At 62.2% G+C, this 24,830-nt stretch carries 26 protein-coding genes; 8 read left to right on the forward strand and 18 right to left on the reverse strand.

All coding sequences use genetic code 11. The features are described from left to right. The 6 genes from P7A97_RS18770 to P7A97_RS18795 all read right to left on the reverse strand — a co-directional run. A partial coding sequence (locus P7A97_RS18770) for a DUF932 domain-containing protein (RefSeq protein ID WP_277691894.1) occupies window positions 1-374 on the reverse strand: 374 nt, incomplete at its 3' end. A 97-nt stretch (window positions 375-471) separates the two neighbouring features. After that, entirely contained in the window at window positions 472-801 is a 330-nt protein-coding gene (locus P7A97_RS18775; protein WP_074918679.1) for a hypothetical protein, read from the reverse strand. 370 nt (window positions 802-1,171) lie between these two features. Then, window positions 1,172-1,732, reverse strand: a complete 561-nt coding sequence (locus tag P7A97_RS18780) for a hypothetical protein (RefSeq protein WP_011911891.1) — start codon at window positions 1,730-1,732, stop codon at window positions 1,172-1,174. Window positions 1,733-1,957: 225 nt separating this feature from the next. Then, window positions 1,958-2,416 (reverse strand): hypothetical protein, encoded by a 459-nt coding sequence (locus P7A97_RS18785; RefSeq protein ID WP_041755877.1) that lies wholly within the window; start codon window positions 2,414-2,416, stop codon window positions 1,958-1,960. 8 nt (window positions 2,417-2,424) lie between these two features. Next, complete coding sequence (locus P7A97_RS18790) at window positions 2,425-2,787, reverse strand: DUF3703 domain-containing protein (RefSeq protein ID WP_011911889.1); 363 nt, start codon at window positions 2,785-2,787, stop codon at window positions 2,425-2,427. 16 nt (window positions 2,788-2,803) lie between these two features. Next, window positions 2,804-5,086, reverse strand: a complete 2,283-nt coding sequence (locus P7A97_RS18795; RefSeq protein WP_277691967.1) for a heavy metal translocating P-type ATPase — start codon at window positions 5,084-5,086, stop codon at window positions 2,804-2,806. 235 nt (window positions 5,087-5,321) lie between these two features. Here P7A97_RS18795 and cadR point away from each other — a divergent pair, with 235 nt between their 5' ends. Continuing rightward, window positions 5,322-5,774, forward strand: a complete 453-nt coding sequence (gene cadR / locus P7A97_RS18800; protein ID WP_011911887.1) for a Cd(II)/Pb(II)-responsive transcriptional regulator — start codon at window positions 5,322-5,324, stop codon at window positions 5,772-5,774. An 81-nt stretch (window positions 5,775-5,855) separates the two neighbouring features. Here cadR and P7A97_RS18805 read toward each other — a convergent pair whose 3' ends face one another. Genes P7A97_RS18805 through P7A97_RS18815 form a run of 3 tightly spaced genes read right to left on the reverse strand, consistent with a single transcriptional unit; the run spans window position 5,856 to window position 7,134 of the window. Continuing rightward, complete coding sequence (locus tag P7A97_RS18805) at window positions 5,856-6,500, reverse strand: thioredoxin domain-containing protein (RefSeq protein WP_095461390.1); 645 nt, start codon at window positions 6,498-6,500, stop codon at window positions 5,856-5,858. Further along, window positions 6,497-6,940 carry a disulfide bond formation protein B gene (locus tag P7A97_RS18810; protein WP_011911809.1) on the reverse strand — a complete coding sequence of 148 codons (444 nt, stop codon included), beginning with the start codon at window positions 6,938-6,940 and terminating at the stop codon, window positions 6,497-6,499. Before P7A97_RS18810 ends, P7A97_RS18805 begins: the two co-directional genes overlap by 4 nt. Beyond that, entirely contained in the window at window positions 6,937-7,134 is a 198-nt protein-coding gene (locus P7A97_RS18815; RefSeq protein ID WP_041755276.1) for a hypothetical protein, read from the reverse strand. The genes P7A97_RS18810 and P7A97_RS18815 overlap by 4 nt, the downstream gene beginning before the upstream one ends. A 785-nt stretch (window positions 7,135-7,919) precedes the next feature. Between P7A97_RS18815 and P7A97_RS18820 the strand changes: the two genes are divergently transcribed. Next, window positions 7,920-8,909 carry an arsenic resistance protein gene (locus P7A97_RS18820; RefSeq protein WP_277691903.1) on the forward strand — a complete coding sequence of 330 codons (990 nt, stop codon included), beginning with the start codon at window positions 7,920-7,922 and terminating at the stop codon, window positions 8,907-8,909. A gap of 119 nt (window positions 8,910-9,028) precedes the next feature. On the opposite strand, the gene P7A97_RS18825 is transcribed toward P7A97_RS18820, so the two are convergent. The 9 genes from P7A97_RS18825 to P7A97_RS18865 form a co-directional block, all read right to left on the reverse strand. Further along, window positions 9,029-10,234 carry an integrase arm-type DNA-binding domain-containing protein gene (locus P7A97_RS18825; RefSeq protein ID WP_034019487.1) on the reverse strand — a complete coding sequence of 402 codons (1,206 nt, stop codon included), beginning with the start codon at window positions 10,232-10,234 and terminating at the stop codon, window positions 9,029-9,031. A gap of 203 nt (window positions 10,235-10,437) precedes the next feature. Beyond that, window positions 10,438-10,965: an inorganic diphosphatase gene (gene ppa / locus P7A97_RS18830; protein WP_068830309.1), complete on the reverse strand. Its 528-nt coding sequence runs from the start codon at window positions 10,963-10,965 to the stop codon at window positions 10,438-10,440. Window positions 10,966-11,042: 77 nt separating this feature from the next. Then, a complete protein-coding gene (locus P7A97_RS18835) occupies window positions 11,043-11,861 on the reverse strand; it encodes a M90 family metallopeptidase (RefSeq protein WP_277691905.1) in 819 nt (272 codons plus the stop codon). 48 nt (window positions 11,862-11,909) lie between these two features. Beyond that, window positions 11,910-12,362 (reverse strand): GNAT family N-acetyltransferase, encoded by a 453-nt coding sequence (locus P7A97_RS18840; protein WP_277691906.1) that lies wholly within the window; start codon window positions 12,360-12,362, stop codon window positions 11,910-11,912. A gap of 121 nt (window positions 12,363-12,483) precedes the next feature. Further along, window positions 12,484-13,332 carry an ethanolamine ammonia-lyase subunit EutC gene (gene eutC / locus P7A97_RS18845; protein ID WP_277691907.1) on the reverse strand — a complete coding sequence of 283 codons (849 nt, stop codon included), beginning with the start codon at window positions 13,330-13,332 and terminating at the stop codon, window positions 12,484-12,486. Further along, complete coding sequence (locus P7A97_RS18850; RefSeq protein WP_277691908.1) at window positions 13,329-14,723, reverse strand: ethanolamine ammonia-lyase subunit EutB; 1,395 nt, start codon at window positions 14,721-14,723, stop codon at window positions 13,329-13,331. The genes eutC and P7A97_RS18850 overlap by 4 nt, the downstream gene beginning before the upstream one ends. 466 nt (window positions 14,724-15,189) lie before the next feature. Continuing rightward, window positions 15,190-16,350: an iron-containing alcohol dehydrogenase gene (locus tag P7A97_RS18855; protein WP_277691910.1), complete on the reverse strand. Its 1,161-nt coding sequence runs from the start codon at window positions 16,348-16,350 to the stop codon at window positions 15,190-15,192. A gap of 58 nt (window positions 16,351-16,408) precedes the next feature. Next, a complete protein-coding gene (locus P7A97_RS18860; protein ID WP_277691911.1) occupies window positions 16,409-17,797 on the reverse strand; it encodes an aldehyde dehydrogenase family protein in 1,389 nt (462 codons plus the stop codon). A 13-nt stretch (window positions 17,798-17,810) separates the two neighbouring features. Then, window positions 17,811-19,178 carry a glutamine synthetase family protein gene (locus tag P7A97_RS18865; RefSeq protein ID WP_277691913.1) on the reverse strand — a complete coding sequence of 456 codons (1,368 nt, stop codon included), beginning with the start codon at window positions 19,176-19,178 and terminating at the stop codon, window positions 17,811-17,813. Window positions 19,179-19,397: 219 nt separating this feature from the next. Between P7A97_RS18865 and mpl the strand changes: the two genes are divergently transcribed. The 6 genes from mpl to P7A97_RS18895 all read left to right on the forward strand — a co-directional run bounded on the left by mpl (window position 19,398) and on the right by P7A97_RS18895 (window position 24,826). Then, window positions 19,398-20,750 carry a UDP-N-acetylmuramate:L-alanyl-gamma-D-glutamyl-meso-diaminopimelate ligase gene (gene mpl, locus P7A97_RS18870; protein ID WP_277691914.1) on the forward strand — a complete coding sequence of 451 codons (1,353 nt, stop codon included), beginning with the start codon at window positions 19,398-19,400 and terminating at the stop codon, window positions 20,748-20,750. 53 nt (window positions 20,751-20,803) lie between these two features. After that, a complete protein-coding gene (ubiX, locus tag P7A97_RS18875) occupies window positions 20,804-21,433 on the forward strand; it encodes a flavin prenyltransferase UbiX (protein WP_277691916.1) in 630 nt (209 codons plus the stop codon). Continuing rightward, on the forward strand, window positions 21,426-21,710 hold the full coding sequence (locus P7A97_RS18880) for a YceK/YidQ family lipoprotein (RefSeq protein ID WP_277691917.1): 285 nt from the start codon (window positions 21,426-21,428) through the stop codon (window positions 21,708-21,710). The genes ubiX and P7A97_RS18880 overlap by 8 nt, the downstream gene beginning before the upstream one ends. A gap of 131 nt (window positions 21,711-21,841) precedes the next feature. Continuing rightward, on the forward strand, window positions 21,842-22,351 hold the full coding sequence (locus tag P7A97_RS18885) for a TRAP transporter small permease subunit (RefSeq protein WP_277691919.1): 510 nt from the start codon (window positions 21,842-21,844) through the stop codon (window positions 22,349-22,351). Next, window positions 22,348-23,673 (forward strand): TRAP transporter large permease subunit, encoded by a 1,326-nt coding sequence (locus P7A97_RS18890; protein WP_277691920.1) that lies wholly within the window; start codon window positions 22,348-22,350, stop codon window positions 23,671-23,673. The genes P7A97_RS18885 and P7A97_RS18890 overlap by 4 nt, the downstream gene beginning before the upstream one ends. 109 nt (window positions 23,674-23,782) lie before the next feature. After that, complete coding sequence (locus P7A97_RS18895; protein ID WP_277691921.1) at window positions 23,783-24,826, forward strand: TRAP transporter substrate-binding protein; 1,044 nt, start codon at window positions 23,783-23,785, stop codon at window positions 24,824-24,826. The last annotated feature ends 4 nt before the right edge of the window (window positions 24,827-24,830 follow it).

Here is a 24,830-nt window from a genome sequence, read left to right on the forward strand (position 1 = left end):
CGCGCCAGCGCCCAGAACTTGCGACCGCCCTTGAGCACGCCAGCGGTTTCCAGCTCGTAGCCGGAGACCTCGGTCAGATCGCGGTAGAACTCCAGCACCTCACGAGGCTGGACGGTGTGGTAGCGCTGCGAGACCACCGACAGCGGTGCCTTGGTGTCCGAACGGTAGAGCACCTTCTGCTCGGGGAATGAGTGGATCGCGCCCAGGTGGCCGATGGCGTCCGACTTGAAATGCACGGGGCTTTCCAGGATCTGCCAATCCATGCCGGCTTCGCGTTGCCAGACCTCGATAGGCTGTTTCTGCGGCAGGTTGTTGCCTAAGCCGTGCCACGGGGTAGCGCCAACATAGGCCATTTGTTCGATTTGATGAGCCATGACGAATTTCCTTTGGGTGCAGGCCGGCATAAAGCGCCGCGCAGAGCGCAGCACCGGCAATCAGTGATGGATAAGTAAGAGGAGAGCAGTTGCCGGATCAGGCCGGCAGATTGAAGCGATGACCGCAGAGCAGGCAGAGGTTGTGAGCCAGGACATGGCGGTCGAGCGACTCGCCGAGCTGAGCGCCAATCGCACAGCCGCCGACGCTTCCGGCCAGGCCGCCGAGAATGGCGCCGGATACCGAACCAAGTGTGATACCGACAGGGCCGGCGATTACGCCGAGCGCTGCGCCGGCCTTGCCGCCTGCCAGAGCAGCACTGATGCCTCGTGCGAGACCACCGACAGCGCCGATGGCCGCGCCAGCTTTCATGGCGTGATGGAAAGAAGCGACTTTGGGGGAGTGACAGCGGGGGCACTGCAATGACATGGGGCGAACCTCCTTGGTGCTGATGTCATTGCGGTAATGTGTTGCTGAGATTTTTTTGAATCGAATGGCTGCTTTTCAGCAGCGCTAACTGAGTGCGAACTGGCTGGAGTCGGCCAAAAGCAGCCATTAGCCAGCCAGACATGTAGGTGTCCGCTGATACAGAGTTGACGTATTCGTGCCCCCTATTGGTTGATGCGTCGACGGAGCGCACAAAAAAGTCACCATTCACAGGAGCTTTAGCGCTGAATCTTCAGGTGAGCCAAAAATTGAATCGGGGGAGCCCAACGCCCCTAGCGTGAGTTGGGCTGGCGCATGAGAGTATTCATACCGTACGGGAACAGCATGCTGCCCGTGGAATAAGTGTGAAGTCTCAGCGCTGTGGCATGCCCATATGCTGCTGATGCTGCATCATCTGATCCATCATCATCTGTTGCATGCCCATGTACCTGTCCATCATGTATTGATGCTGCTTCATCTGCTCAGGCGTCATCTGGGAGTAGTGGCTGCCCATTTGATCCCAGCCCATCATGTGGCCCCCACCCATCATCTTACCGTTACCCATCATGTGGCCACCGCCCATCATCTGACCGTCACCCATCATGTGACCGCCCTGCATGCCCCCTCCGCAGCACCCCATCATTCCGCCGCCACGCATTCCGTTCATCATGTGCATTCCTTGCTGCATCATGGTTTGGTGCTCTTGCATCAGTTTCTGACGCTGTGCAGGGTCGCTAGCTTTCTGAATTTGGTTCATTTGCTCCTGCATTTTCTTCAGGTTTTCTTGTGCCTTCGCCATCTCTTGATCAAATTGCTCAACGCTCATTGGCTGCTGTTGAGCCTGGCTGGTGGCACTGGAGTCCTGCTGCGCAAAGGTTAAGGCCGGAAAAAGCGCAGCCGCCAAAGCGAACGCGGCGAGTTTTGGTGCTTTCATTGCTCAGTTCCTTGCAGGTGAAAGTGGGTCGTGGGGTGAGTCACCAGTAGCCAATATAGACCTCGAAGACGGGTGTAGCCTGATGCAGGTCAAAAGTTGACCCCGTACCTGCTTCAGGTTGTATTAAAGCTGCCCCGACCACGGAGGTTGCCTGGGGGAGCGAATTTTCAGTGGCCAAGAGGTATTGCTCTCTAGGTGAGCAGCCCTGTCTGGGCATGGCGTGCTTCAGTGGCTAAAGCCTTTTGCCGCCAAAGCTGCCCAGCGGCGCTGACGGTGGGCGTAAAACAGGCGCGCAAAAAGCCACACGAACGGGGTGAGGATGCCGGCCTCGATAGTCACGCGATCTCGGTAAAGCGTTCCGCCACTCACTTCTTGAGCCGTAATGACGTGATCCCACTTGGTGATTAGCGGGCTATAGCCGTTGTCTCTGAGCATGAAGGTCTGAGCGTTTTCCGTCTGCGGGTAGGTAATCACAATCGCCTGACGGCCAATGGGCAGTACGCCGAATAGCTTCAGCTTGACCCAGTAGGTGCCCTCGCTCCAGGTATCAGGAAACTCAGCCGGAGCCAGCGGGCTGAAACTCAATAAGGGTGAAGCAACCTGACGCAGCAGGCGTGGTGTGCGCACCTGGGCGATCACCTCTGCAAGTGTGCACGGCAGCTGGGTGGCGAGATCGACTTGCATGGACACAATCACCGACTGGATGGGTTTTGCTCATCGCTCGCAAGCAAGGCCTGGAGTTCTTCAGGAACCGGCATGGGCTTGAACGCGCTGACTCTGGAGCGGCCTGTATTGCCGAGGGGCACCCAGATTTTGGAGAACAACAAGGCCGCGAAAATGCGCGGTATTTGCCCGGCCACCTCGCGATAATCGCCAATCTGCCAACCGAGCGTGAGCATCAGCCAGTGTGACCTAGCGTGCAGCAAGGGCTGGCGTTGAGTCAGGATGTGTGCGCGCTCCAGCCATTCAAAGGCATCGGTATTACGTCTCTCCTGCATGGCGTGCTCGGCCTGTTGAAAGGCTTGTTCAATTGCCAGTTGCAATGCTGCTTTCATCTTCAATCCTCCGTTCCTACTTTTTAAGCAGGCGCAGGCCGTTGAACACCACCAGCAGGCTGACGCCCATGTCGGCAAAGACGGCCATCCACATCGTCGCCTGCCCCGTTAGGGTAATGGCGAGAAACAGGGCCTTGATCCCTAACGCCAGCACGATGTTCTGCTTGAGGATGACGGCGGTCTGTTGGGATAGGCGGATGAAGGCCGGGATCTTGCGCAGGTCGTCATCCATCAAGGCCACATCCGCAGTTTCGATGGCCGTGTCCGTGCCGGCGGCGGCCATGGCGAAGCCGATTTCGGACTTCGCCAGCGCAGGCGCATCGTTGATGCCGTCGCCCACCATCCCAACAACGTAGCCGCGCGCCTGCAATGCTTCAACGGCCTGCAATTTGTCGACTGGCAGGAGATTGCCGCGTGCTTCGTCGATGCCCACCTGCTGTGCGATGGCTTCTGCGGTGTACGGGTTATCGCCAGTCAGCATCGTGGTCTTCACACCCAGCGCATGAAGCTCCTCGATTGCCTGGCGGCTGGAGTCCTTGACGGTATCGGCAACGGCGAACAGGGCAATGGCACGCTGCGGATTGCACAACACCACCACTGTTTTGCCTTGGCGTTCGAGACGTTCCAGCGTCGTTTCCAGCTCGGGTGAGCAGAGGCCAAGCTCTTCCACCAGACGGTGGTTACCCAGGTGGAAATCCATGCCTTCAATGGTGCCCCGTACACCTCGACCCGGCAGGGCTTCGAATCCCTCAACGGTAGCGAACATCAGGCCATTCTCAGTGGCGTGCTTGGCTATCGCTTGCGAAACCGGGTGATCAGAGCGACTGGCGAGGCTGGCAGCATGAGTGCGACAGAGTTCTGAGTCCTGTTCAACCAGTGGCATGTAATCGGTTTGCACGGGTTTGCCATGGGTAATGGTTCCGGTCTTGTCGAGGGCCAGGAAGCCAAGCTTGCCGCCAGTTTCCAGATAAACGCCGCCTTTGATCAGGATGCCTTTGCGTGCAGCCGCAGCTAAACCACTGACAATGGTGACAGGTGTCGAGATGACCAAGGCGCAAGGGCAGGCAACCACCAGCAGTACCAGGGCACGGTAGATCCAGTCGTACCAGGGCTCGGCCATGAAGAGTGGCGGCACAATGGCGATAGCCAGGGCGAATAGGAATACGACAGGGGTGTATACCTTGGCGAATTGATCGACAAAGCGCTGGGTCGGCGCGCGTGAACCCTGCGCCTCTTCGACCGCGTGAATGATACGTGCCAGCGTGGTGTTGGCTGCGGCGGCCAGGACTCGGTATTCCAGGGAGCCGGCTTCATTGATGGTTCCCGCAAAAACCGGATCGCCGATGGTTTTCTCTACGGGCAGGCTTTCCCCCGTGATGGGCGCTTGGTTGATGGTGGAGTTGCCGGCAGTAACTTCGCCATCGAGACCGATTCGTTCGCCCGGTCGAACCCTGACCAATGCGCCTACGGCGATGGTTTTAACGTCAACTTCCAGCCATGTGCCATCGACCTGCTGCACCGTGGCGCGCTCTGGCGTCAGATCCATCAGGCCACGGATGGCATTGCGAGCCCGATCCAGCGACTTCGCTTCGATCAACTCGGCGACAGAAAAGAGGAACATGACCATGGCCGCTTCTGGCCATTGCCCAATCAGCACCGCACCGGTCACAGCGATACTCATCAACGCATTGATATTCAGGTTGCGGTTCTTCAGCGCGATCCAGCCCTTTTTATAGGTCGTCAGGCCGCACAGCAGAATGGCGAGCAGCGCCACGCCAGCCACAGCCCAATCTGGCGCAAGCTCGGCAAAGTGGATCACTTCCGCCGATAAGGCGGCCACCCCCGAGAGCGCCAAGGGCCACCAGGCTTTCTTGTGAGGGGTGCCTTGCTCTTCTTCACGTGCTGTTGCTGAACCCTCAACCACTGGCGTGAAACCAAGCTCGCGAATCGCTGCCAGTGCTGCTGGCAGCGCTTCTGCTGTGTGGCTGAGCGTCAGTACACGTTGAACCAGGTTGAACTCCAATGCACTGATACCGGGTAGCGAGGTCAGCTTGTCGCGGATCAGCTTTTCTTCAGTTGGGCAGTCCATCTGTTCGATTTTGATGCGGGCTTGCCCTTCAGCAGATAGCGGTTCTGCCTGCATTCCCAGGGACGAGATCGCCGCTTCGATAGGCGCGGTCGACGGCAAGCTGTGCCATACCCCAAGAATCCGATTGATCAGGTTGAAGTCGAGCTTATCTATGCCTGCGAGCTTGCTCAGTTTGTCCTGAATCAGCGTCTGCTCGGTAGGGCAGTCCATTTGCGCAATGCGGAAGCTGCTGAGCCTGGAGCCGGTTACGGCATTTACTGCTGTCGCCGCTGTGGCAGAGCACTTGCTTGCTTCGTTGGCGTCACAGCAGACATCCTTTGAAACCGCTTCAGGTTTGTATTCGTCACCGCAGCAGCCAGCCATGAAGGTATCCTCGTTGAACAGTTGTGTAGAGTGAACACCCTAAAGCCACTACAGGGTCAAGCGTTTGCTGAAGAGGTAATTCATGAAGATTGGAGAGCTGGCCAAGCTTGCCGATTGCCAGGTTGAAACGGTTCGCTATTACGAGCGCGAGGGGCTGTTGCCGGCTCCGGCCCGTAGCGAGGGTAATTACCGCCTTTACAGCAGTGAGCACCTTGAGCGGCTTACGTTCATTCGCAACTGCCGAACGCTAGACATGACCCTGGACGAGATCAGAAGCCTGCTGGCGCTGATGGATCGGCCAGAGGGGAACTGTGAGGGTGTGAATAGCTTAGTGGATGAGCACATTGAGCATGTGCAAGCGCGCGTGACCAGTCTGCTGGCCCTGCAACAACAGCTGATTGAGTTACGACACCGCTGTTCCTCTGAGCGCGGCGTAGATGAGTGTGGAATCCTCCAGCGCCTGAATACCACTGGCGGTGTCAGTGCGCTTCCGGATGATGGCCACACCCATGTTGGGAAAAGCCACCGCCACTAAACATGCGCCACCACCTGCCATGCGAGGCACGCTACATGGCAGGTGGTGAGTCTGGCTCAGCTGTATGCAGACGGTTAGCGCTTATTTGCTTTGTTCGACTTCAGCTTTGACCAGATCATTCAGTGGCTGCGCGCCGAAACTCAATAGCGGCTTGCCATTCACAAAGAACGTAGGTGTCTGGCGCACACCAGCCGCCTGGGCATCCTGAGAGTCCCTTTTCAGCGTCTCGGTGATATCGGCAGCCATCATCTCTGCACGGGCCTTCTCCACATCCAAGCCTGCCGCTTCAGCAGCCTCCCAGGCCTTCAGCACCTGTGGGTCACTGTGCCATTGCGGTTGCGCCACCATGAGTGCTTCCAGAACAGGCTCGAAGACCCCCTGCTTGCGTGCAGTTTCGAGGATTCTTGCTGCTGTTTCAGAGCCTTCATGGAAGAGGACGTAACGCAGCACCAGGCGCACATCGTTCGGGTTCTCAGCCAGGATCTGTTTCACTACTGGAAAGAAGGCGCGGCAGGCCTCGCAGGACGGATCGAAGAACTCAACGATGGTTACGGGCGCATTGGCGGTGCCGATAACGGGCGAATGGAAGCGCACCAATGAGCTAGCGACTGGAGCAACTGGCGGAGTCTCTTCACTGGCCGAATATCGATCATAAAAGAACGCCGCAGCAGCGAAGCCGAGCGCAGTAAGAATGCTGATCACGAGGACGATTGCACGTCTGCTCATAGGGAAGACCTCCGACGGATGAGAACAAGAAGAACAGCGATAAGGGTGAATGCGACCAGCGAAAGCAGTGGCAGAGGGACGCTGCCGAAAATCGTCATGTCAGCGCTGGAGCAGGACGGGCCTGCCCCACAGGGCTTGATGCTCTCTGGTATGGCCCCGAAGTAGAGCAGGCTGTGGTAGAGCGCGATGAGCCCGCCCACGACGGTAACCGGCAACGCATAACGCCAGACGCCGAAATCCGAGGTGTAGCAACCAACGGCCAGAATCACGACCAGTGGAAACATGAATGCGCGCTGGAACCAGCAGAGCACGCAGGGCGTTTTGCCCATGACCTCGCCGATGAACAAGGCGGCTAAGGTCGAAACCAACGCAATACCCCAGGCCATAAGCAACAGGCTCCAGGGGCTGGGAAAGCGAGTGTTTGTCTCTGTTTCCATCATGGTTGATATCTACCCTCTACAGAGGTGGGTGGCACGGGAACTACCGCCGACGCGATATCGTTCGTGGTGACGTCTTGAGCCAGTGCATCTGCCATGCCCACGAGCATCAGCACGATAGCGAGCAGTAATAAGCGCATCGGGCGGCGCAGGTGCGCAAACAACGCCCCAGGCTCGCGCGGAGAAAGCGATTGCATAAGTTGATCCTGGATTGCAGTGGTCTTTAGCCGCAGTGCGGCTTTGTTTAGATCACGCGGCTGGATCGCGGAGGGCGCTCAATCAAGTAGACCGGGCGAGTTGGTGCGGCTTGATCCGGCAGGGTAGCCAGGATGTTGCTTTCTGCCTGGGCTGGCAGGATAAGCAGCGGCCCAAGGTAAGGGGTCTCGTGCACATGGTCGGCAGTCATCGGCGAGTGCCGGTGACCTGCACAAAAGACGCAAGAGGGGGCTGCCTCTGTCAGCAAGCTGCTGTGCGTTGACTCGCTCTTGAATCCCGCTTGCGGCTCTGCACCAACCAACAGGGAAGACATATGCCAACCCATGACCAGCAGCAATGCCATGCTCAGTGTAAGCACTACTTGGATTGTGACCTTACGCCTGGGCATCGGGATGATGTCGATATGTATAGTGGTGGGAGGTATTTGCTCCGACCCTCATTGGTATGAAGATACGGTTGCCGTACGAATTGCTCCGCAATGAGACCATTCTCGGGGAGTAGGCACAAGCACCATGGCGATACCTGTGCGGCTTAGGTGGGGCGGGCTAGGATGCATGCTGGAAAAATCAGTGCTTCCGTTTTTGGCCAATGATCGAATTTTCAGGGTGCCCAGTTTGGGTCGACCTTGCCCTTTTTGACCTGCAAGTACAGGCCTGAAGCAGCCATTGATGAATGACCATTGGCCGTTAGCGCTGCTTGCCTTATCCCTAGCTAACCATCCTTGTCCTCCCTAACGCGGAGAGCAAACCATGACTTTGAGTGAACCATGACAAGAGATGCACTAGAGCAGAACCAAGTACCGATCTACTTCGTAGCAGTGATTGTCGCGGCGATTGGCGGCTTGCTGGCTCCGAACACCGCCCAGGGATTGTCGGTCTTGGTCACGCCCACCATCGCTGTTCTGATGTATGCGATGTTTCTTCAGATTCCGTTCCTGAACCTTAAAGATGGCATGCGCAACAAGCCCTTCATGGCTGCGCTCCTAGTCGCCAATTTTGTTTTGATTCCTCTCCTGGTTTGGGGGCTGACCCGCTTCTTGGATGGACATCCCGCCATCCTGATTGGCGTGCTATTGGTGTTACTGACGCCCTGCATCGATTACGTGGTTGTGTTCACCCACATTGGCCGGGGTGACTCACGCCTGATCCTTTCGGCGACGCCGATTTTGCTGTTACTTCAGCTTGCTCTTTTACCCCTCTACCTGGGGCTTATGCTGAGTGATACTTCGGGGGTGGTCGTGTCGATAGGCCCCTTTGTCGAAGCCTTTCTGGCACTCATCATGGCCCCGCTGATCCTGGCACTGCTGACAGAAGCATTGGTAAAGCGCTCCGCAGCGGTGAAGACATGGGCTGATGCTTGGGCCTGGTTACCTGTGCCGGCCATGGCGGCGGTGCTCATAGCCGTGGTCGGCTCGCAGATTGCTCCCGTAGTGAATGAGATCGGCAGGCTTGCTCCCGTACTGCCGATCTACATCGCCTTTGCCTTCTTGGCTCCCGTAATCGGTGCACTGGTCTCCAAGGTGTGCAAGCTGCCTGTGCGGTCGGCAAGGGCTGTGATCTTCAGCAGCTCGACGCGCAACTCACTGGTGGTGCTGCCCCTTGCATTAGCGCTGCCTGAACAGCTGCGGGGGCTCGCCGCCGCTGCGGTGATTACCCAGACCCTTGTCGAGCTGGTTGCTGAACTGGTCTATGTCCGGGCTGTGCCAGCGTTTCTTTGCCGTGATCGTGCCGAGACTAGCGAACCGCTCAACGGCTGAACCTGCTCCGGGTTGGTCACGTGACATCGATAGCGGACGTAGGACAACATCTTGTTGCGGATGTCTGCTTTTGGCCGGTTTCTGTCTGTTGTTACCGGCTGCTTTGGGCTTGCTGTGGGTCACTTCTTGCTCGTGCAGAACTTGGCCCATTCCGCCATCAGTGCCCTGCGCTTCTCCAGAAGGTCGGAGCGCGAATAGGCCGCCTCGGTCTGGTCGCGTTCATCATGGGCAAGCGCAAGCTCGCATACCTCTCGCGGGTAGTTGGTGCATTCGTTTGCCCAGTCCCGGAAGGTCGATCGAAAGCCATGTCTCGTGATGTCTGCATACCCCAGCTTGTGCAGCAGGTTGCGTATGGCGTTGCCATGCATGACACCATTCTTCCCTTGCCCAGGGAAAAGATATATTGAATGAGTCGTATTCATGATATTCAGCATCTCGACTACCGGGGGCGATAGAGGAATGACGAAAGGTTTTCGCATCTTCATGCGCTCAGCCGGCAGTGCCCAAGTGCCAGTTTCGAGGTCAAACTCAGACCATTGAGCATGTTGGATCATGTGGTAACGAGCACCGGTTAGAATCAGTAATCTGGTTGCGATGGCGTCACGTGTATCGATGTTGGCCAGGGTGGATATCAGCTTCGGAGTGTCTTTCCACTGCAGTGCTGGGAAGTGCTGGCGCTGTCTGGCCTTCTTCTTCTCTGCCTTGCTCAGCAAATTGTCCAGGTGTCCGCGCCAGCGGGCAGGATTGTCCCCCTCGCGTAAGCGCCGAGCCTTGGCTGCATCTAGTATTTGCTCGATCTGGCCCCTGATTTCATCAGCAGTCCGGGTCTTGGTTACCCAGATGGGTTGCAATGCAGCAAGCACATGCTCGGTGCTGATGATGTCAGCCGACAACTTGCCCATGGTCGGGAAGGCGTAGAGCTCCAGTTTGCGCAGCCAGCCTTTCCGCCACTTCTCAGACCAACTACCGCCGTGTGCTTGTTGGTATTCGCGAGCGAGATCTTCGAACGTCGTGCGACGTGCTGCAGCCTGGCGTTCGGCTTCGCGCTTGGCTTCCTTTGCCGCATCGCGGGTTGCCAGTGGGTCGCTTCCGGACGCTAGAAGCTTGCGTTGATCGGCGGCTAACTGCCGGGCTTGGCTGAGTGTGACGGCCGGAAAGGGGCCTAGCCCCATTTCGCGGCTGCGGCCATCCAGCTTGTAGCGAAAGATCCAGCTGGTTCCGCCGCTCTTGGATACCTGGAAGTACAGGCCATCGCCATCATTGGTTTTTCCTGGCGTTGCAGCCTTGGCTATCGACTCCACGGTCTTGCTGGTCAGCTTGCCCATTACTCGCTCCTACTCCAACCCACACCCCTCGACCCACACTTTGACCCACACCTTGGTCGCGGATTTTATGGATGGTTACTGGATGTCTTAGGACGAATGCTAAGCTGCAGGGCCTGTATTTGCTAGTGCTGTAGGATCTTGTCGGATTTCTTCGGGCAATAAAAAAGCCGGCTTGTGGCCGGCCTTCAGTGGGAGGTATTGGCTTATTTTTGGTAAGCCGCAACCGCCTTCAAAATTGCTGCGCGGGCTTCGTCGGCGTTACCCCAGCCTTCGACCTTGACCCACTTGCCCTTCTCCAGATCCTTGTAGTTCTCGAAGAAGTGCTTGATCTGCTCCAGCAGCAGGGCCGGCAGGTCGGTGTATTCCTTCACGTCCACATACAGCTGAGTCAGCTTGTCGTGCGGGACGGCGATCAGCTTGGCGTCACCGCCAGCTTCGTCGGTCATGTTCAGTACGCCGACCGGACGGCAGCGGATGACCGAGCCCGGGGCGACCGGATACGGGGTCACGACCAGCACGTCCAGGGGGTCGCCGTCGTCGGCCAGGGTGTGCGGGATGAAACCGTAGTTGGCCGGGTAGAACATCGGGGTGGCCATGAAGCGATCGACGAACAGGCAGTCGGTGTCGTGGTCGATCTCGTATTTGATCGGCGCGTGGTTGGCCGGGATCTCGATGGCGACGTAGATGTCGTTCGGCACGTCTTTGCCGGCCGGGACTTTGCTGTAGCTCATGGGCGACTCCCCAGGGTGGGCCTAAAAAAGTGCGCGGATTATAGGCACATTCCCGTGGCGATACCACGGGCGCATGCTTATCCGTTGGTCGTGTCGCGGTAGTCCGGATGATCCTGTTGCAGTCGCTGCAGGCGCGCGAGCGGGTCCTGGCGGTAGAACAGACCGAGCTGTCGGTAGACCTCGGGCATGGCCTCGGCGAGCAGGTCGGGGGCGCTGAAGAAGTATTCGCTGGTGACGGCGAAGAACTCCGCCGGATTCTCCGCCGCGTAGGGGTCGATCTCGGTGTGAGCTTCAGGATTGGCGTCCAGCACGGCGTTGAGCCGGTCGTAGGCGCTCTGCATGGTCTGGGCCCAGGCCTCGATATGCATGTCGCGGTGCAGAGGTGGCAGGCCGTTGGCGTCGCCGTTGAGCATGTCCAGCTTATGCGCCAGCTCGTGGATCACCAGGTTGTAGGCGTCCCAGCCGCCGCTGCTCTGCACGCCGGGCCAGGCCAGGATCACCGGGCCCTGCAGCCAGGCCTCGCCGCTGTGTTCGGCGTCCCATTCGTGCTCGATGCCGGCGGCATCGCGGTGGCGCTGCGGGCTGACGAAGTCGTCGGGGTACAGCACGATCTCGTGGAAGCCCTGGTACCAGTCCAGATCCGCCAGGTGCAGCAGCGGCAGTTCGGCCATGGCGGCCAGGGTCAGGCGGTCGAGTTCGTCCAGTTCGACGCCGGGCAGGGCGGTCAGGCGCTTGTGGTGCAGGAACAGGATGGCGCGCTGGAACAGGCGCTGTTCTTCCGCCTCGCTCAAGCCATCGAGGATGGGCAAGCGTCCGCGCACCTCACGCCAGTGGCGGGTGGTGTAGGGCGAGCGGGAAACGATGCGCCGGCGGCGCCAGGCGCGGAATGACCACATGGGGCGGTTCTCGGCGGGGAGTCTTGCCCCTTGATGGTGCGGCGACGGTCAGTCGCCGAGTTCCAGGGTGTAGTTCTTGAAGCGTTCGTCGACGCGGAAACCGATGGACTCGTAGGTCTTCTGCGCCACTTCGTTGTCCACGCTGGTAGCCACGCGCATGCGCACGGCCTGGGTTTCCTTGGCCATCTGCTTGGCGGTCTGCAGCAGGCGGTCGGCGACCAGCATGCGGCGGGCGTCTTCGGCCACGTAGATGTCGTTGAGAATCCACACGCGCTTGAGCGACAAGGAGGAATAGCTGGGATACAGCTGACAGTAGCCGAGCAGCTTGTCTTCGTCGTCGGCCAGGGCCAGGTAGATGATCGATTCCTTGCGCTTGAGACGGGTCTCGAGGAACTTGCGCGACGAGTCCGGGAACGGCAGTTCGCCGTAGAACTCACGGTACTTGATGAACAGCGGGGTCAGCAGGTCCAGATGCTCGAGCGTGGCTTGGATAATGCGCATGGCAGGCCTCGGGGACGGTGGACTTGAGTAGCGGGCAATGCAGGTGCTGTGCCAGCGGTCAGGCCCGATGCTGCCCAAAGACGCTGGAAAGCGCAATCCAAGCGAGCGTTTGATCTGCGCTTCAGTCGAGCAGGAAGTTGCGTGGCCCCTCCAAGCCGGGAGCGAGACTGGGCACCTGGGCTTCGTCCTTGAGGTTGACCCCGGACAGCTGGCGGCGGCAGGCCTCGCGCATCAGGTACAGCAGCTTGTGCGCGGCCACGCCGTAGCTCAGGCCTTCCAGGCGCACGTTGGAGATGCAGTTGCGGTAGGCATCGGTCAGACCGACCCTGGGTGCCCAGGTGAAGTACAGGCCGAGGCTGTCCGGCGAGCTGAGACCAGGGCGTTCGCCGATCAGGATCACCACCATGCGCGCGCCCAGTAGTTCGCCGATTTCGTCGGCCACGGCGACGCGGCCCTGTTCGACCAGGGTGACCGGCGCCAGTCTCCAGCCTTCGGCTGCCGTCATTTCTTCCAGGCGCTGCAGAAAGGGCAGGGCGTGGCGCTGCACGGCCAGGGCCGACAGGCCGTCGGCAATGACGATGGCCAGGTCATGGCCCTGCGGCTGCTGGCGCAGCAGGGCGGCGGAGTCCGGGTGCAGGCGGCGGCCCAGGTCCGGGCGCTGCAGGTAGATATGGCGGTCGGTGGCGGCGCTGCGCAGGTGCAAGCAGCGGTGGCCGCGCTCGGCCAGGCCGGCGGCCAGGCTGGCGTGATCGAAGGCCAGGTGCACGGCATCGCGGGCCTGCGCGTGGGCGTGCTGGAAATCCAGCTGCGCCCGGGTCGGCAGGCTGGTGCCGGCACGGCCCAGGGCGATGCGCGCGGGGGTTAGACGACGCAGGGCCTGCCAGGGGTTGGTGATCACCGTCGCTTCGGGTTCCAGGCGGGTTTCTCGAGCCGCCTGCAGCTCGCCCTGGCTGTCGACGAAGGCGCTCATGTCAGTTGCTCCAGTGCTTGGCGGAAGGGTGCGGGCAGCTGCCGGCCCAGCTCCAGGCGGCCGTCGTGCTGGCGCAGGATGTCCATGCGTAGCAGCCAGTCCTCGAACTCCGGTGCCGGCTTCAGACCCATGGTCTGGCGCGCGTAGAGCGCATCGTGGAACGAGGTGGTCTGGTAGTTGAGCATCACGTCGTCGGAGCCGGGGATGCCCATGATGAAGTTGATGCCGGCCACGCCGAACAGGGTCAGCAGGGTGTCCATGTCGTCCTGGTCGGCCTCGGCGTGGTTGGTGTAGCAGATGTCGCAGCCCATCGGCAGGCCCAGCAGCTTGCCGCAGAAGTGGTCTTCCAGGCCGGCGCGGATGATCTGCTTGCCGTTGTACAGGTACTCCGGGCCGATGAAGCCGACCACGGTGTTGACCAGGAACGGCTTGAAGTGGCGGGCCACCGCATAGGCGCGGGCTTCGCAGGTCTGCTGGTCGACGCCGTGGTGGGCGCCGGCCGACAGCGCGCTGCCCTGGCCGGTCTCGAAGTACATCAGGTTGTTGCCGAGGCTGCCGCGGGTCAGCGACAGGCCGGCCTCGTAGCCTTCCTGGAGGATGCCCAGGTTGATGCCGAAGCTGGCGTTGGCCGCTTCGGTGCCGGCGATGGACTGGAACACCAGGTCCAGCGGCACGCCGCGGTTGATCGCCTCGATGGAGGTGGTGACGTGGGTCAGCACGCAGGCCTGGGTGGGGATTTCGTAGCGCTGGATGATGCCGTCGAGCATGCGCAGCATCTCGCTGATCGCGGCGATGCTGTCGCTGGCCGGGTTGATGCCGAGCATGGCGTCGCCGTTGCCGTAGAGCAGGCCGTCGAGAATGCTGGCGGCGATGCCGGCCGGCTCGTCGGTGGGGTGGTTCGGCTGCAGGCGGGTGGACATGCGCCCGCGCAGGCCCTGGGTGTTGCGAAAGCGGGTGACCACGCGGATCTTCTGCGCCACCAGCACCAGGTCCTGCACGCGCATGATCTTCGACACGGCGGCGGCCATTTCCGGCGTCAGGCCCGGGGCCAGGGCGCGCAGGCTGGCTTCGTTGGCGGCCTCGCCGAGCAGCCAGTCGCGGAAACCGCCAACGGTCAGGTGGCTGACCGGGGCAAAGGCGGCGCGGTCGTGGCTATCGATGATCAGGCGGGTGACTTCGTCCTGTTCGTAGGGGATCAGCGCCTCGTCGAGGAAACGCTTGAGCGGGATCTCGGCCAGGCACATCTGTGCGGCCACCCGCTCGACATCGCTGCCTGCGGCGACGCCGGCCAGGTAGTCGCCGGAGCGCGCCGGGCTGGCCTTGGCCATGACTTCACGCAGGCTGTCGAAGCGCCAGGTGTGACCGCCGACGGTATGGGAGTAGTTGCTCATGCCGAGCGGTTTGCAATCTCTGTGCCTTGGCTTGCCAGTCTGGATTCGCGGGCTTTGCCCTGATTGAAGGTGGTTTTGGCGCCGATTGGGGGCGTTGTTGACCCGTTGTGCGCTCATGCGGGGCGTAGCAACTTACCCCCAGCGGTGGTGGATGATGCTGTGGATAAGCTGTCGGCAGCTGGCGCTGGGCCAGTGTGCAGGCAGCTTTACATCGGTTGGTTGAATTTCGATCTGGATCAGCCACTTAGCTCACAGTAACTGTGGGCATTGCTGTGAGTAAGCTGTGCGCATACGTGGCTAGGCCACAGTAGCCGGGCAAAGGTGCTGGATGGATGTTTTCTATCCAGCCAAGGAGGCGGCATTTCGCTCGTAGACGCGCTGGGCAACCTTGTGCACACGCCGTTCGCCTGCGCCGCGTTGTGATGCCAGGCCTGCGTTACACAGGCCTGGCGGTTTTCGTTCAGCGCTAGAGGCGGCCGTGCAAGGCGTCGTCGAACAGCTTGGCGCAGTCGGCTTCGGTCAGTTCGCGCGGGTTGCCGCCGGCCGAGGGGTCGACCACCGCCATCTTGGCCACCAGCGCGGCGTGCTCGTCGGTCACCTTCATCTCGGCCAGGCTGTGCGGCACGCCGCTGTCGCGGCGCAGCTGCATGACCAGTTCGAGGAAGCTGTCGAAGCCGGGATTGGCCAGGCCCAGCCAGGCGGCCAGGCGGGTGATGCGCTCCTCGATCACGCTGCGGTTGAACTTGAGGATGTAGGGCATCAGCACGGCGTTGGTCATGCCGTGGTGGCTGTCGTACAGCGCGCCGATGGGGTGGGCCAGGGCATGCATGCCGCCCAGGCCCTTCTGAAAGGCAGTGGCGCCCATGGCGGCGGCGGCCAGCATGTCGGCGCGGGCGTCGAGGTCGTCTGGTGTCTTTACCGCGCGCACCAGCGACTGCTGCACCAGGCGCATGCCTTCCACGGCGATGCCTTCGGCCATGGGGTGGAAACCTGGGGCGCAGTAGGCCTCCAGGCAATGGGAAAAGGCGTCCATGCCGGTGCCGGCGGTGATGAAGGCCGGCATGCCGACGGACAGCGCCGGGTCGCTGATGACGATCTTCGGCATCATCAGCGGGTGGAAGATGATGCGCTTGGTGTGCGTGCGCTCGTCGGTGAGGATGCCGGCGCGGCCAACTTCCGAGCCGGTGCCGGCGGTGGTCGGCACGGCGATGATCGGCGCGATGCCTTTTGGGTCGGCGCGGGTCCACCAGTCGCCGATGTCCTCGAAGTCCCACACGGGGCGGCTCTGCCCGCTCATGAAGGCGATCAGCTTGCCCATGTCCAGGCCGCTGCCGCCGCCGAAGGCGACCACGCCGTCGTGCTTGCCGGCATGGTAGGCGGCCAGGCCGGCCTCCAGGTTGGCGCCGACCGGGTTGGGTTTGAGCTCGCTGAACAGTGCGGCGCCGAGGCCGGCGGCCTTGAGCGAGTCCAGCGCGGCGGTGGTGATCGGCGAGCTGGCCAGACCGCGGTCGGTGACCAGCAGCGGGCGCTGCATGCCGACGCTCTGACACAGTTCCGGCAGCTCGCGGATGCGGCCGACACCGAAGCGTATCGAGGTGGGGTAGTTCCAGTTGGCGGTTTTGCTCATGACAGCCCTCTCGAAATTTTGGTTGATACGCCCCTCTCCCGTTTACGGGAGAGGGCAGTTACAAGGCGTGACGCAGATGGAAGGACTTGGGCCGGGTCAGGTGCTCGTAGCCCAGGCTGGACAGGGTGGCGCCGCGCCCGGTGTGCTTGACCCCGGTCCAGGCCAGGGCGGGGTCGAGATAGTCGCAACGGTTCATGAACACGGTGCCGGTTTCCAGCTGCTGGCCGATGCGTTCGGCGGCGTCCAGGTCGCTTGTCCAGATCGCCGCGCTGAGGCCATAGGGGCTGTCGTTCATCAGGGCGATGGCCTCGGCCTCGCTGGCCACCGGCATGATGCCGACTACCGGGCCGAAGCTTTCCTCGCGCATCACCGCCATCTCGTGGTTCACCTCGGTCAAAACCTGCGGCGCCATATAGGGGGTACCGGGCGCGTCACCCGCGAAGTGAGTGGTGTCGATCAGCGCTCTGGCGCCCTTGGCCTGGGCTTCGGCGATCTGCCCGCGGACGAACTCGGCGGCCTGGGCGCGCACCAGCGGGCCGAGGGTGGTGATCTCCTTGAGCGGGTTGCCCAGCACGTACTGGCGGGTCAGCTCGACGAAGCCCTCGACGAAGTCTGGATAAATGGCTTTATCCACATAGATGCGCTCGATGCCGCAGCAGCTCTGCCCGGAGTTGAAGAAGGCGCCGTCGACCAGGTTTTCCACGGCGTGGGCCAGGTTGGCGTCGGCGCGTACGTAGGCCGGGTCCTTGCCGCCCAGCTCCAGGCCGACGCCGATGAAATGGCCGGCGGCGGCGCTTTCCATCAGCTTGCCGCCGTTCACCGAGCCGGTGAAGTTGACCTGCTGCACCTGGCCAGAGGCGATCAGGGTGGCGGTCTGCCCGTGATCCAGCACCAGGTTGCGGAACAGGCCGTGGGGCAGGCCGGCGCGCTCGAAGGCCAGGGCGAAGCGCTCGCCGACCAGCAGGGTCTGGCTGGCATGCTTGAGCAGCACGGCGTTGCCCGCCATCAGCGCGGGAATGATGGCATTCACCGCCGTCAGGTAGGGGTAGTTCCATGGCGCGATCACCAGCACGGTGCCCAGCGGCTCGCGGCGGATATAGCGGCGGAACCCGTCTTTCGGCGGGGGTACCACGTCGGCCAGAGCACGGGCAGCGATGCCGATCATGTAGCGCGCGCGCTCCTCGAAACCACGCAGCTCGCCGGCGCCGTAACGCACCGGGCGGCCCATTTGCCAGGCCAGCTCGGGGACGATCTCGTCCTGCATGGCCAGCATGGCGTCAACCGCCTTCAGGCAGTAGCTGGCGCGTTGCTCGATGGTTAGCTCGCGCCAGGCGCGCTGGGCTTGGTTGGCGTCGTGCAGGGCCTGTTCCAGTGCGGCGCTGCCGATCAGTGGGCGTTCGGCGTAGACGCTGCCATCGACCGGTGAGATCAGGCGGATATGGTTCATCGTCAGTCCTCCGCTAGTAGCGTTCGAAGCCGCGGCGCAGTTCCCAGTCGGTCACGCGGCGGTCGTACTCGAACTGTTCCCAACGCGCGGTGTGCAGGTAGTGCTCGACCACCTCGTCGCCGAACGCCTTGCGCAGCAGTTCCGAGCGATCCAAGGCCTCGCTGGCGCCGCGCAGGGTCTTGGCCACTTCCGGCAGCTCGTCGTGCTCGTAGGCATCGCCTGAGAAGGGCGCGGGTAGCTCCAGCTGCTCGTCGATGCCGGCCAGGCCGGCGGCGATCAGTGCGGCGAAGGCCAGGTAGGGGTTGAGGTCGGCGCCACCGATGCGGCATTCGATGCGGATGCCCTTGCTGTCGGCACCGCACAGGCGGAACCCGGCGGTGCGGTTGTCGCAGCTCCACACTGCGCGGGTGGGGGCGAAGGTGCCGGCCTGGAAGCGCTTGTAGGAGTTGATGTAGGGGGCGAGGAAGTAGGTGATGTCGTTGGCGTACTTGAGCTGGCCGGCGACCCAGTGGCGCATCAGCTTGGACATGCCGAACTCGGCATCGGGGTCGAAGAACAGCGGCTGCTTGCCATCGAGGCTGAACAACGAGTTGTGGATATGGCTGCTGCTGCCGGCCAGGTTGTAGTTCCACTTGGCCATGAAGGTCACGGCCTTGCCTTGCAGCAGGGCGATCTCCTTGCAGGCGTGCTTGATGATGCTGTGCCGGTCGGCCATCACCAGTGCCTCTGCATAGCGCACGTTGATCTCTTCCTGCCCCGGCCCCCATTCGCCCTTGGAGTTCTCCACCGGGATGCCGGCGGCCTGCAGGTGCTTGCGGATGGCGCGCATGACCGGCTCCTCGCGGATGGTCTGCAGGATGCTGTAGTCCTCGATGTAGTAGCCGGCGGTCTTGGGGTTCTGGTAGTGCTGGTTGTGGATGCCTTCGTAGCTCTGGTCGAACAGGTAGAACTCCAGCTCCGAGGCGAACATGCCCTGGTAGCCGCGCTCGGTGAGGCGGGCGATCTGCCGCTTGAGAATGCCGCGCGGGCTGTGCGGCAGGTCCTGGTGGCGATGGTCCTGTACGTCGCACAGCACCAGGGCGGTGCCTTCCAGCCAGGGCACCACGCGCATCGTCGACAGGTCGGGCTTGAACACGAAGTCGCCGTAGCCCTGCTTCCAGCTGGCGGCGGCGTAGCCGGGTACCGGTTCCATGTCTATATCGTCGGCCAGCAGATAGTCGCAGCCGTGGGTTTCTTCATGGGCGCTGTCGAGGAAGAACTCGACCTGGAAGCGCTTGCCGATCAGGCGGCCCTGCATGTCGACCATGCAGGCCAGGACGGTGTCGATCTTGCCGGCCAGGGCCAGCTCGCGCAGGCCGGCCAGGGTCAGGTGGGCAGTCATCCGTAGTACTCCCTGCGGGTCTTCTGGACCCTGATTCTTGTTGTCGGGATTCTGGTTGTGGAGACAGGGCCGGGCGAGCCGGCTGCCTTTGACTCTAGACGAAAATCTGCCGGCGTCCGGAACCTCCCGTGAGGCGCGTCAGTCCGATCCGCTCGGCGGCTGTGCTAACCTGCGGCCAATTCCGTCCGGGCCCCGTGGGCCGGTATTCAGAGGTCATTCATGCACATCCATATCCTCGGCATCTGCGGCACCTTCATGGGGTCGCTGGCCGTGCTGGCCAAGGAGCTTGGCCACCGCGTCACCGGCTCCGACGCCAACGTCTACCCGCCCATGAGTACCCAGCTCGAAGCCCAGGGCATCGAGCTGATGCAGGGTTACGAGCCGGCCCATCTCGAGCCGGCGCCGGACCTGGTGGTGGTCGGCAATGCCCTGAGCCGCGGCAACCCGGCGGTGGAACATGTGCTGAATAAAGGTCTGCCCTATGTCTCCGGCCCGCAGTGGCTGGCCGACCATGTGCTGCAGGGCCGTTGGGTGTTGGCCGCGGCCGGCACCCACGGCAAGACCACCACCAGCAGCATGCTGGCCTGGGTGCTGGAGCATGCCGGCATGAGCCCGGGTTTTTTGATCGGCGGGGTGCCGCAGAACTTCGGCGTGTCGGCGCGCCTGGGCGGCACGCCGTTCTTCGTGGTCGAGGCCGACGAGTACGACAGCGCCTTCTTCGACAAGCGCAGCAAGTTCGTTCACTACCGTCCGCGCACCGCGATCCTTAATAACCTGGAATTCGACCACGCGGACATCTTCCCGGACCTGGCGGCCATCGAGCGGCAGTTCCACCACCTGGTGCGCACCGTGCCGGGCGAGGGGCTGATCATCCATCCCGAGAGTGAAGACGCGCTCAAACGAGTGATCGGCATGGGCTGCTGGACCCCGGTGCAGACCACCGGTGACGGCGGCCAGTGGCAGGCGCGCCTGCTCAGCGCCGACGGCTCGCGCTTCGAGGTGCTGTTCGACGGCAAGGTCGAAGGCGTGGTGGACTGGGAACTCACCGGCCAGCACAACGTGGCCAACGCCCTCGCTACCCTGGCTGCGGCGCGGCATGTCGGTGTGGTGCCGGCGCTGGGCGTGGCCGGTCTGTCGACCTTCAAGAGCGTCAAACGGCGCATGGAGAAGGTTGCCGAAGTGCGCGGCGTGACTATCTATGACGACTTCGCCCATCACCCCACAGCCATCGCCACCACGCTCGACGGCCTGCGCAAGCGCGTTGGTGACGCGCCGGTGATCGCGGTGATCGAGCCGCGCTCCAATTCGATGAAGCTCGGTGCCCACCGCGATGGTCTGCCGGACTCGGTGGTGCAGGCCGACCAGGTGTTCTGGTACGCCCCGGCCAATCTCGGTTGGGATCTGGCGGCTACCGTGGCCGGCTCCAGCGTGCCCACCGTCGTGTGCGACTCGCTGGAAGGCATCATCGCCGGGGTCAAGGCCATGGCGCTGCCCGGCACCCAGGTGGTGGTCATGAGCAATGGCGGCTTCGGCGGCCTGCATGGCAAGCTGGCCAAGGCGCTGGCGAAGTAGACAGCAACTCCCTCTCCCAGAGGGAGAGGGGAAATAGAAATCGAGGAGTACCCATGAGCGGCCCCGAACGCATCACCCTGGCCATGACCGGTGCCTCCGGCGCCCAGTACGGCCTGCGCCTGCTCGACTGCCTGGTGCAGGAGGACCGCGAGGTGCACTTCCTGATCTCCAAGGCCGCGCAGCTGGTGATGGCCACCGAGACCGACGTGACCCTGCCGGCCAAGCCGCAGGCCATGCAGCAGTTCCTCAGTGAGTACACCGGTGCTGCGGCCGGACAGATCCGTGTGTATGGCAAGGAAGACTGGATGGCGCCGCCGGCCTCCGGCTCCGGCGCGCCGAGCGCCATGGTGGTGGTGCCGTGCAGCACCGGCACCCTGTCGGCGATTGCCACCGGTGCCTGCAACAACCTGATCGAGCGGGCGGCCGACGTGGTGCTCAAGGAGCGTCGCCAGCTGATCCTGGTGCCGCGCGAGGCGCCGTACTCCAGTATCCACCTGGAGAACATGCTCAAGCTGTCCAACCTCGGCGTGACCATACTGCCGGCCTCGCCGGGCTTCTATCACCAGCCGCAGACCCTGGATGACCTGGTCGATTTCGTCGTCGCGCGCATCCTCAACTGCCTGGGTATTCCCCAGGACATGCTGCCGCGCTGGGGCGAGCATCATCTGAGCAGCGATGACTAAGGCGCTGTGCCTGCTGCTGGTGCTCGGTCTGCCGGGCTGCGCCAGCATCCGTACCCTGGATGCGGCCAAGCCCGGTGCACCGATCATCTATTCCGGCACGCGTCTGGACTGGTACAGCCTGAACGGTGGTTGCTGTCCGAAAGACCGTTTTGGTGCACTGGCGCCGCGCTATGCGGCTCTCGATCTGCCGGCCAGTGCCCTGCTCGACACCCTGCTGCTGCCCTTCGCCGTGGCCGCCGAACTGGGCGTAGGCCTTGGGGTGACCGGCGGTAATTAAGTTTCTGGCGCCACGCCAGAGGCTAGAGCGGTTGCCGCGTAAAACTAGGCCCCCTTCTTGCAAGCGCGGATTGGCATCGGCCAATCATCGACTAGGCTGACGAAAAAAATAGCGGCTTAGCAGGCAGGGATATGCACAAAGCAATCCGGGCGTATGTGCGAGCGGTAGACCGCATGAATCGGGTCATCGGGCGCTGCGCGATGTACCTGATCTTCGTCATGCTGGGAGTATTGCTCTACTCCTCGTTGAGCAAGGCTGCCTCGGCGCCCGCGCTGTGGACCCTGGAAACGGCCCAGTTCCTCATGGTCGCCTACTTCCTGCTGGGCGGTGCCTATTCGATGCAGCTCGACGCCCACGTGCGCATGGACCTGCTCTACAGCCACTGGCAGCCGCGCACCCGCGCCATCGTCGATGTGCTCACCGCCGGCTTCCTGCTGTTCTACCTGGGCCTGCTGCTGTTCGGCGGCCTTTCCTCCACCCAGTACGCCTTCGAGTACGACGAAACCAGCTATTCGGCGTGGTCGCCGCCCATGGCGCCGATCAAGGTGGTGATGTGTGTCGGCATCTTGCTGATGCTGCTGCAGTCCATCGCCATCCTCTTCAAGGATATTGCCGCCGTGCGTGGGGAGACGCTGGAATGAGCTATGAGCTGATCGCTCTGCTGATGTTTTCCTCGATGATGTTGCTGCTGCTCACCGGCAAGCGGGTGTTCGGCGCCATCGGTTTTGTCGCCGCCGCGGCGGCCCTGCTGATGTGGGGCGATGGCGGTGCCGAACTGCCGTTCAGCGCGGCGATGAAGCTGATGAAGTGGTACCCGCTGCTGACCCTGCCGATGTTCGTGTACATGGGCTACATGCTCTCCGAGTCGGGCATCGCCGAAGACCTGTACAAGATGTTCCACGTCTGGATGGGGCCGCTGCACGGCGGCCTGGCCATCGGCACCATCGGCCTGATGGTGGTGATCTCGGCGATGAACGGGTTGAGCGTCGCCGGCATGGCAATTGGCGCCTCCATCGCTCTGCCCGAACTGCTGCGCCGGGGCTACGACAAGATCATGGTCACCGGGGTGATTCAGGCCGGCAGCTCGCTGGGCATTCTGATCCCGCCCAGCGTGGTGCTGGTGCTGTACGGCATGATCGCCCGCCAGCCGGTAGGCCAGTTATGGCTGGCCGGCGCCATTCCGGGGCTGTTGATGGCCGCGCTGTTCGTGCTCTACATCGCCATTCGCTGCCGCCTGCAGCCTTCACTGGGGCCGACGCTCTCCGCCGAGGAGCGCGCGCAGATCAGTTGGGGCGAGAAGCTGCGCCTGCTCAGCGCCGGCATCGTGCCGCTGTTCATCTTCGTCTCCATGACCGGGCTGTTCCTGATGGGCTACACCAGCCTGGTGGAAAGCTCGGCGGTCGGCGCCGCTGCGGCTACCCTGGCGGCCCTGGTCAAGGGCCGGCTGACCCGTACGGTGATGGAAGCAACCCTGCGCAAGACCCTGGCCATCAGCTGCATGTTCATGTGGATCATCCTCGCTGCGCTGTGCTTCGGCGCGGTATTCGACGGCCTGGGTGCGGTCAAGGCCATCGAGGGCTTCTTCGTCGGCGAACTGGGGCTGGGGCCCTGGGAGATCCTGATCCTGATGCAGCTGTCGTTCATCATCATGGGCATGTTCCTCGACGACACCGCCATGCTGGTGATCGTCGCGCCGCTCTACGTGCCGCTGGTGGGTAGCCTGGGCTTCGACCTGGTGTGGTACGGCGTGCTCTACACCATCACCTGCCAGATGGCCTACATGACTCCGCCGTTCGGCTACAACCTGTTCCTGATGCGGGCCATGGCACCACCCGAGGTGAGCCTGCGCGACATCTATGTGTCGGTGACGCCTTTCGTGGTGATCATGGGCCTGACCCTGGCCCTGGTCATGATTTATCCGCAGATCGCCCTGTGGCTGCCGAACTGGCACTACGGTGGCTGAGTGGCGCTGAGCTTTCGAACCGTCGCCCGGGCATGGGCAGTACACGCGGCGGTGCGGGAAAGAGGGGGCCGTAATGGTGCGGCGCCCAGTACAGCTTGGAGAGGACAGCATGAGTACGAGACGCAAGTTCCTGCAGACCGCCGCTGTAGCCGGTGGTACCGCAGCCCTGGGCTCGGCGCACATCTATGCCGAAGAGCCGAAAAAGATCACCTGGCGCCTGCAGACCTACGCCGGTCCCGCGCTGGCCGAGCATGTGATCAAACCGTCGATTGAGGCCTTCAACAAGGTCGCCGAAGGGCAGATGGAGATCCAGCTGTACTTCGCCGACCAGTTGGTGCCGACCGGTGAGCTGTTCCGCGCCATGCAGAAGGGCACCATCGATGCGGTGCAGAGCGATGACGACTCCATCGCCGCGCCGGTGGATGTCTCGGTTTTCGGCGGCTACTTCCCCTTCGCCACCCGCTACAGCCTGGACGTGCCGGTGCTGTTCGAGGAGTTCGGCCTGCGCAAGATCTGGGAGGAGGCCTACAGCGAGGTCAAGGGCGTGACCTGGCTCGGTGCCGGCGCCTGGGACCCGTGCCACTTCGCCACGGTCGAACCGGTCAACAAACTGGCCGATCTCAAGGGCAAGCGGGTGTTCACCTTCCCCACGGCGGGCAAGTTCCTCTCGCGCTTCGGGGTGATCCCGGTGACCCTGCCCTGGGAAGATGTCGAGGTAGCGATCCAGACCGGCGAGCTGGACGGCATCGCCTGGTCCGGCATCACCGAGGACTACACCGTAGGCTGGGCCAACGTCACCAAGTACTTTCTCACCAACAACATCTCCGGCGCCTGGATCGGCTCCTACTTCGCCAACTCGGAAAAGTGGGCCGAAGTGCCGGACAAGCTCAAGACCCTGTTCAAGCTGTGCATGGACAGCTCGCACTACTATCGCCAGCACTGGTACTGGGGCGGCGAGGCCAAGCTGCGGGTGCAGGGCGACAAGCTCAAGCTCACCACCATTCCGGCCGAGGAGTGGAAAACCGTGGAGGACGAGGCGCACAAGTTCTGGGACGAAATCGCCAAGACCAGCCCGCGCTGCGCCAAGGTGGTGGAGATCTTCAAGAACTACAACGCGATGATGGAGAAGGCCGGCCCGCCGTATCGTTACTGAGGTC

The sequence above is a fragment of the Pseudomonas sp. GOM6 genome, assembly GCF_029537485.1.
Taxonomy (GTDB): Bacteria; Pseudomonadota; Gammaproteobacteria; order Pseudomonadales; family Pseudomonadaceae; genus Aquipseudomonas.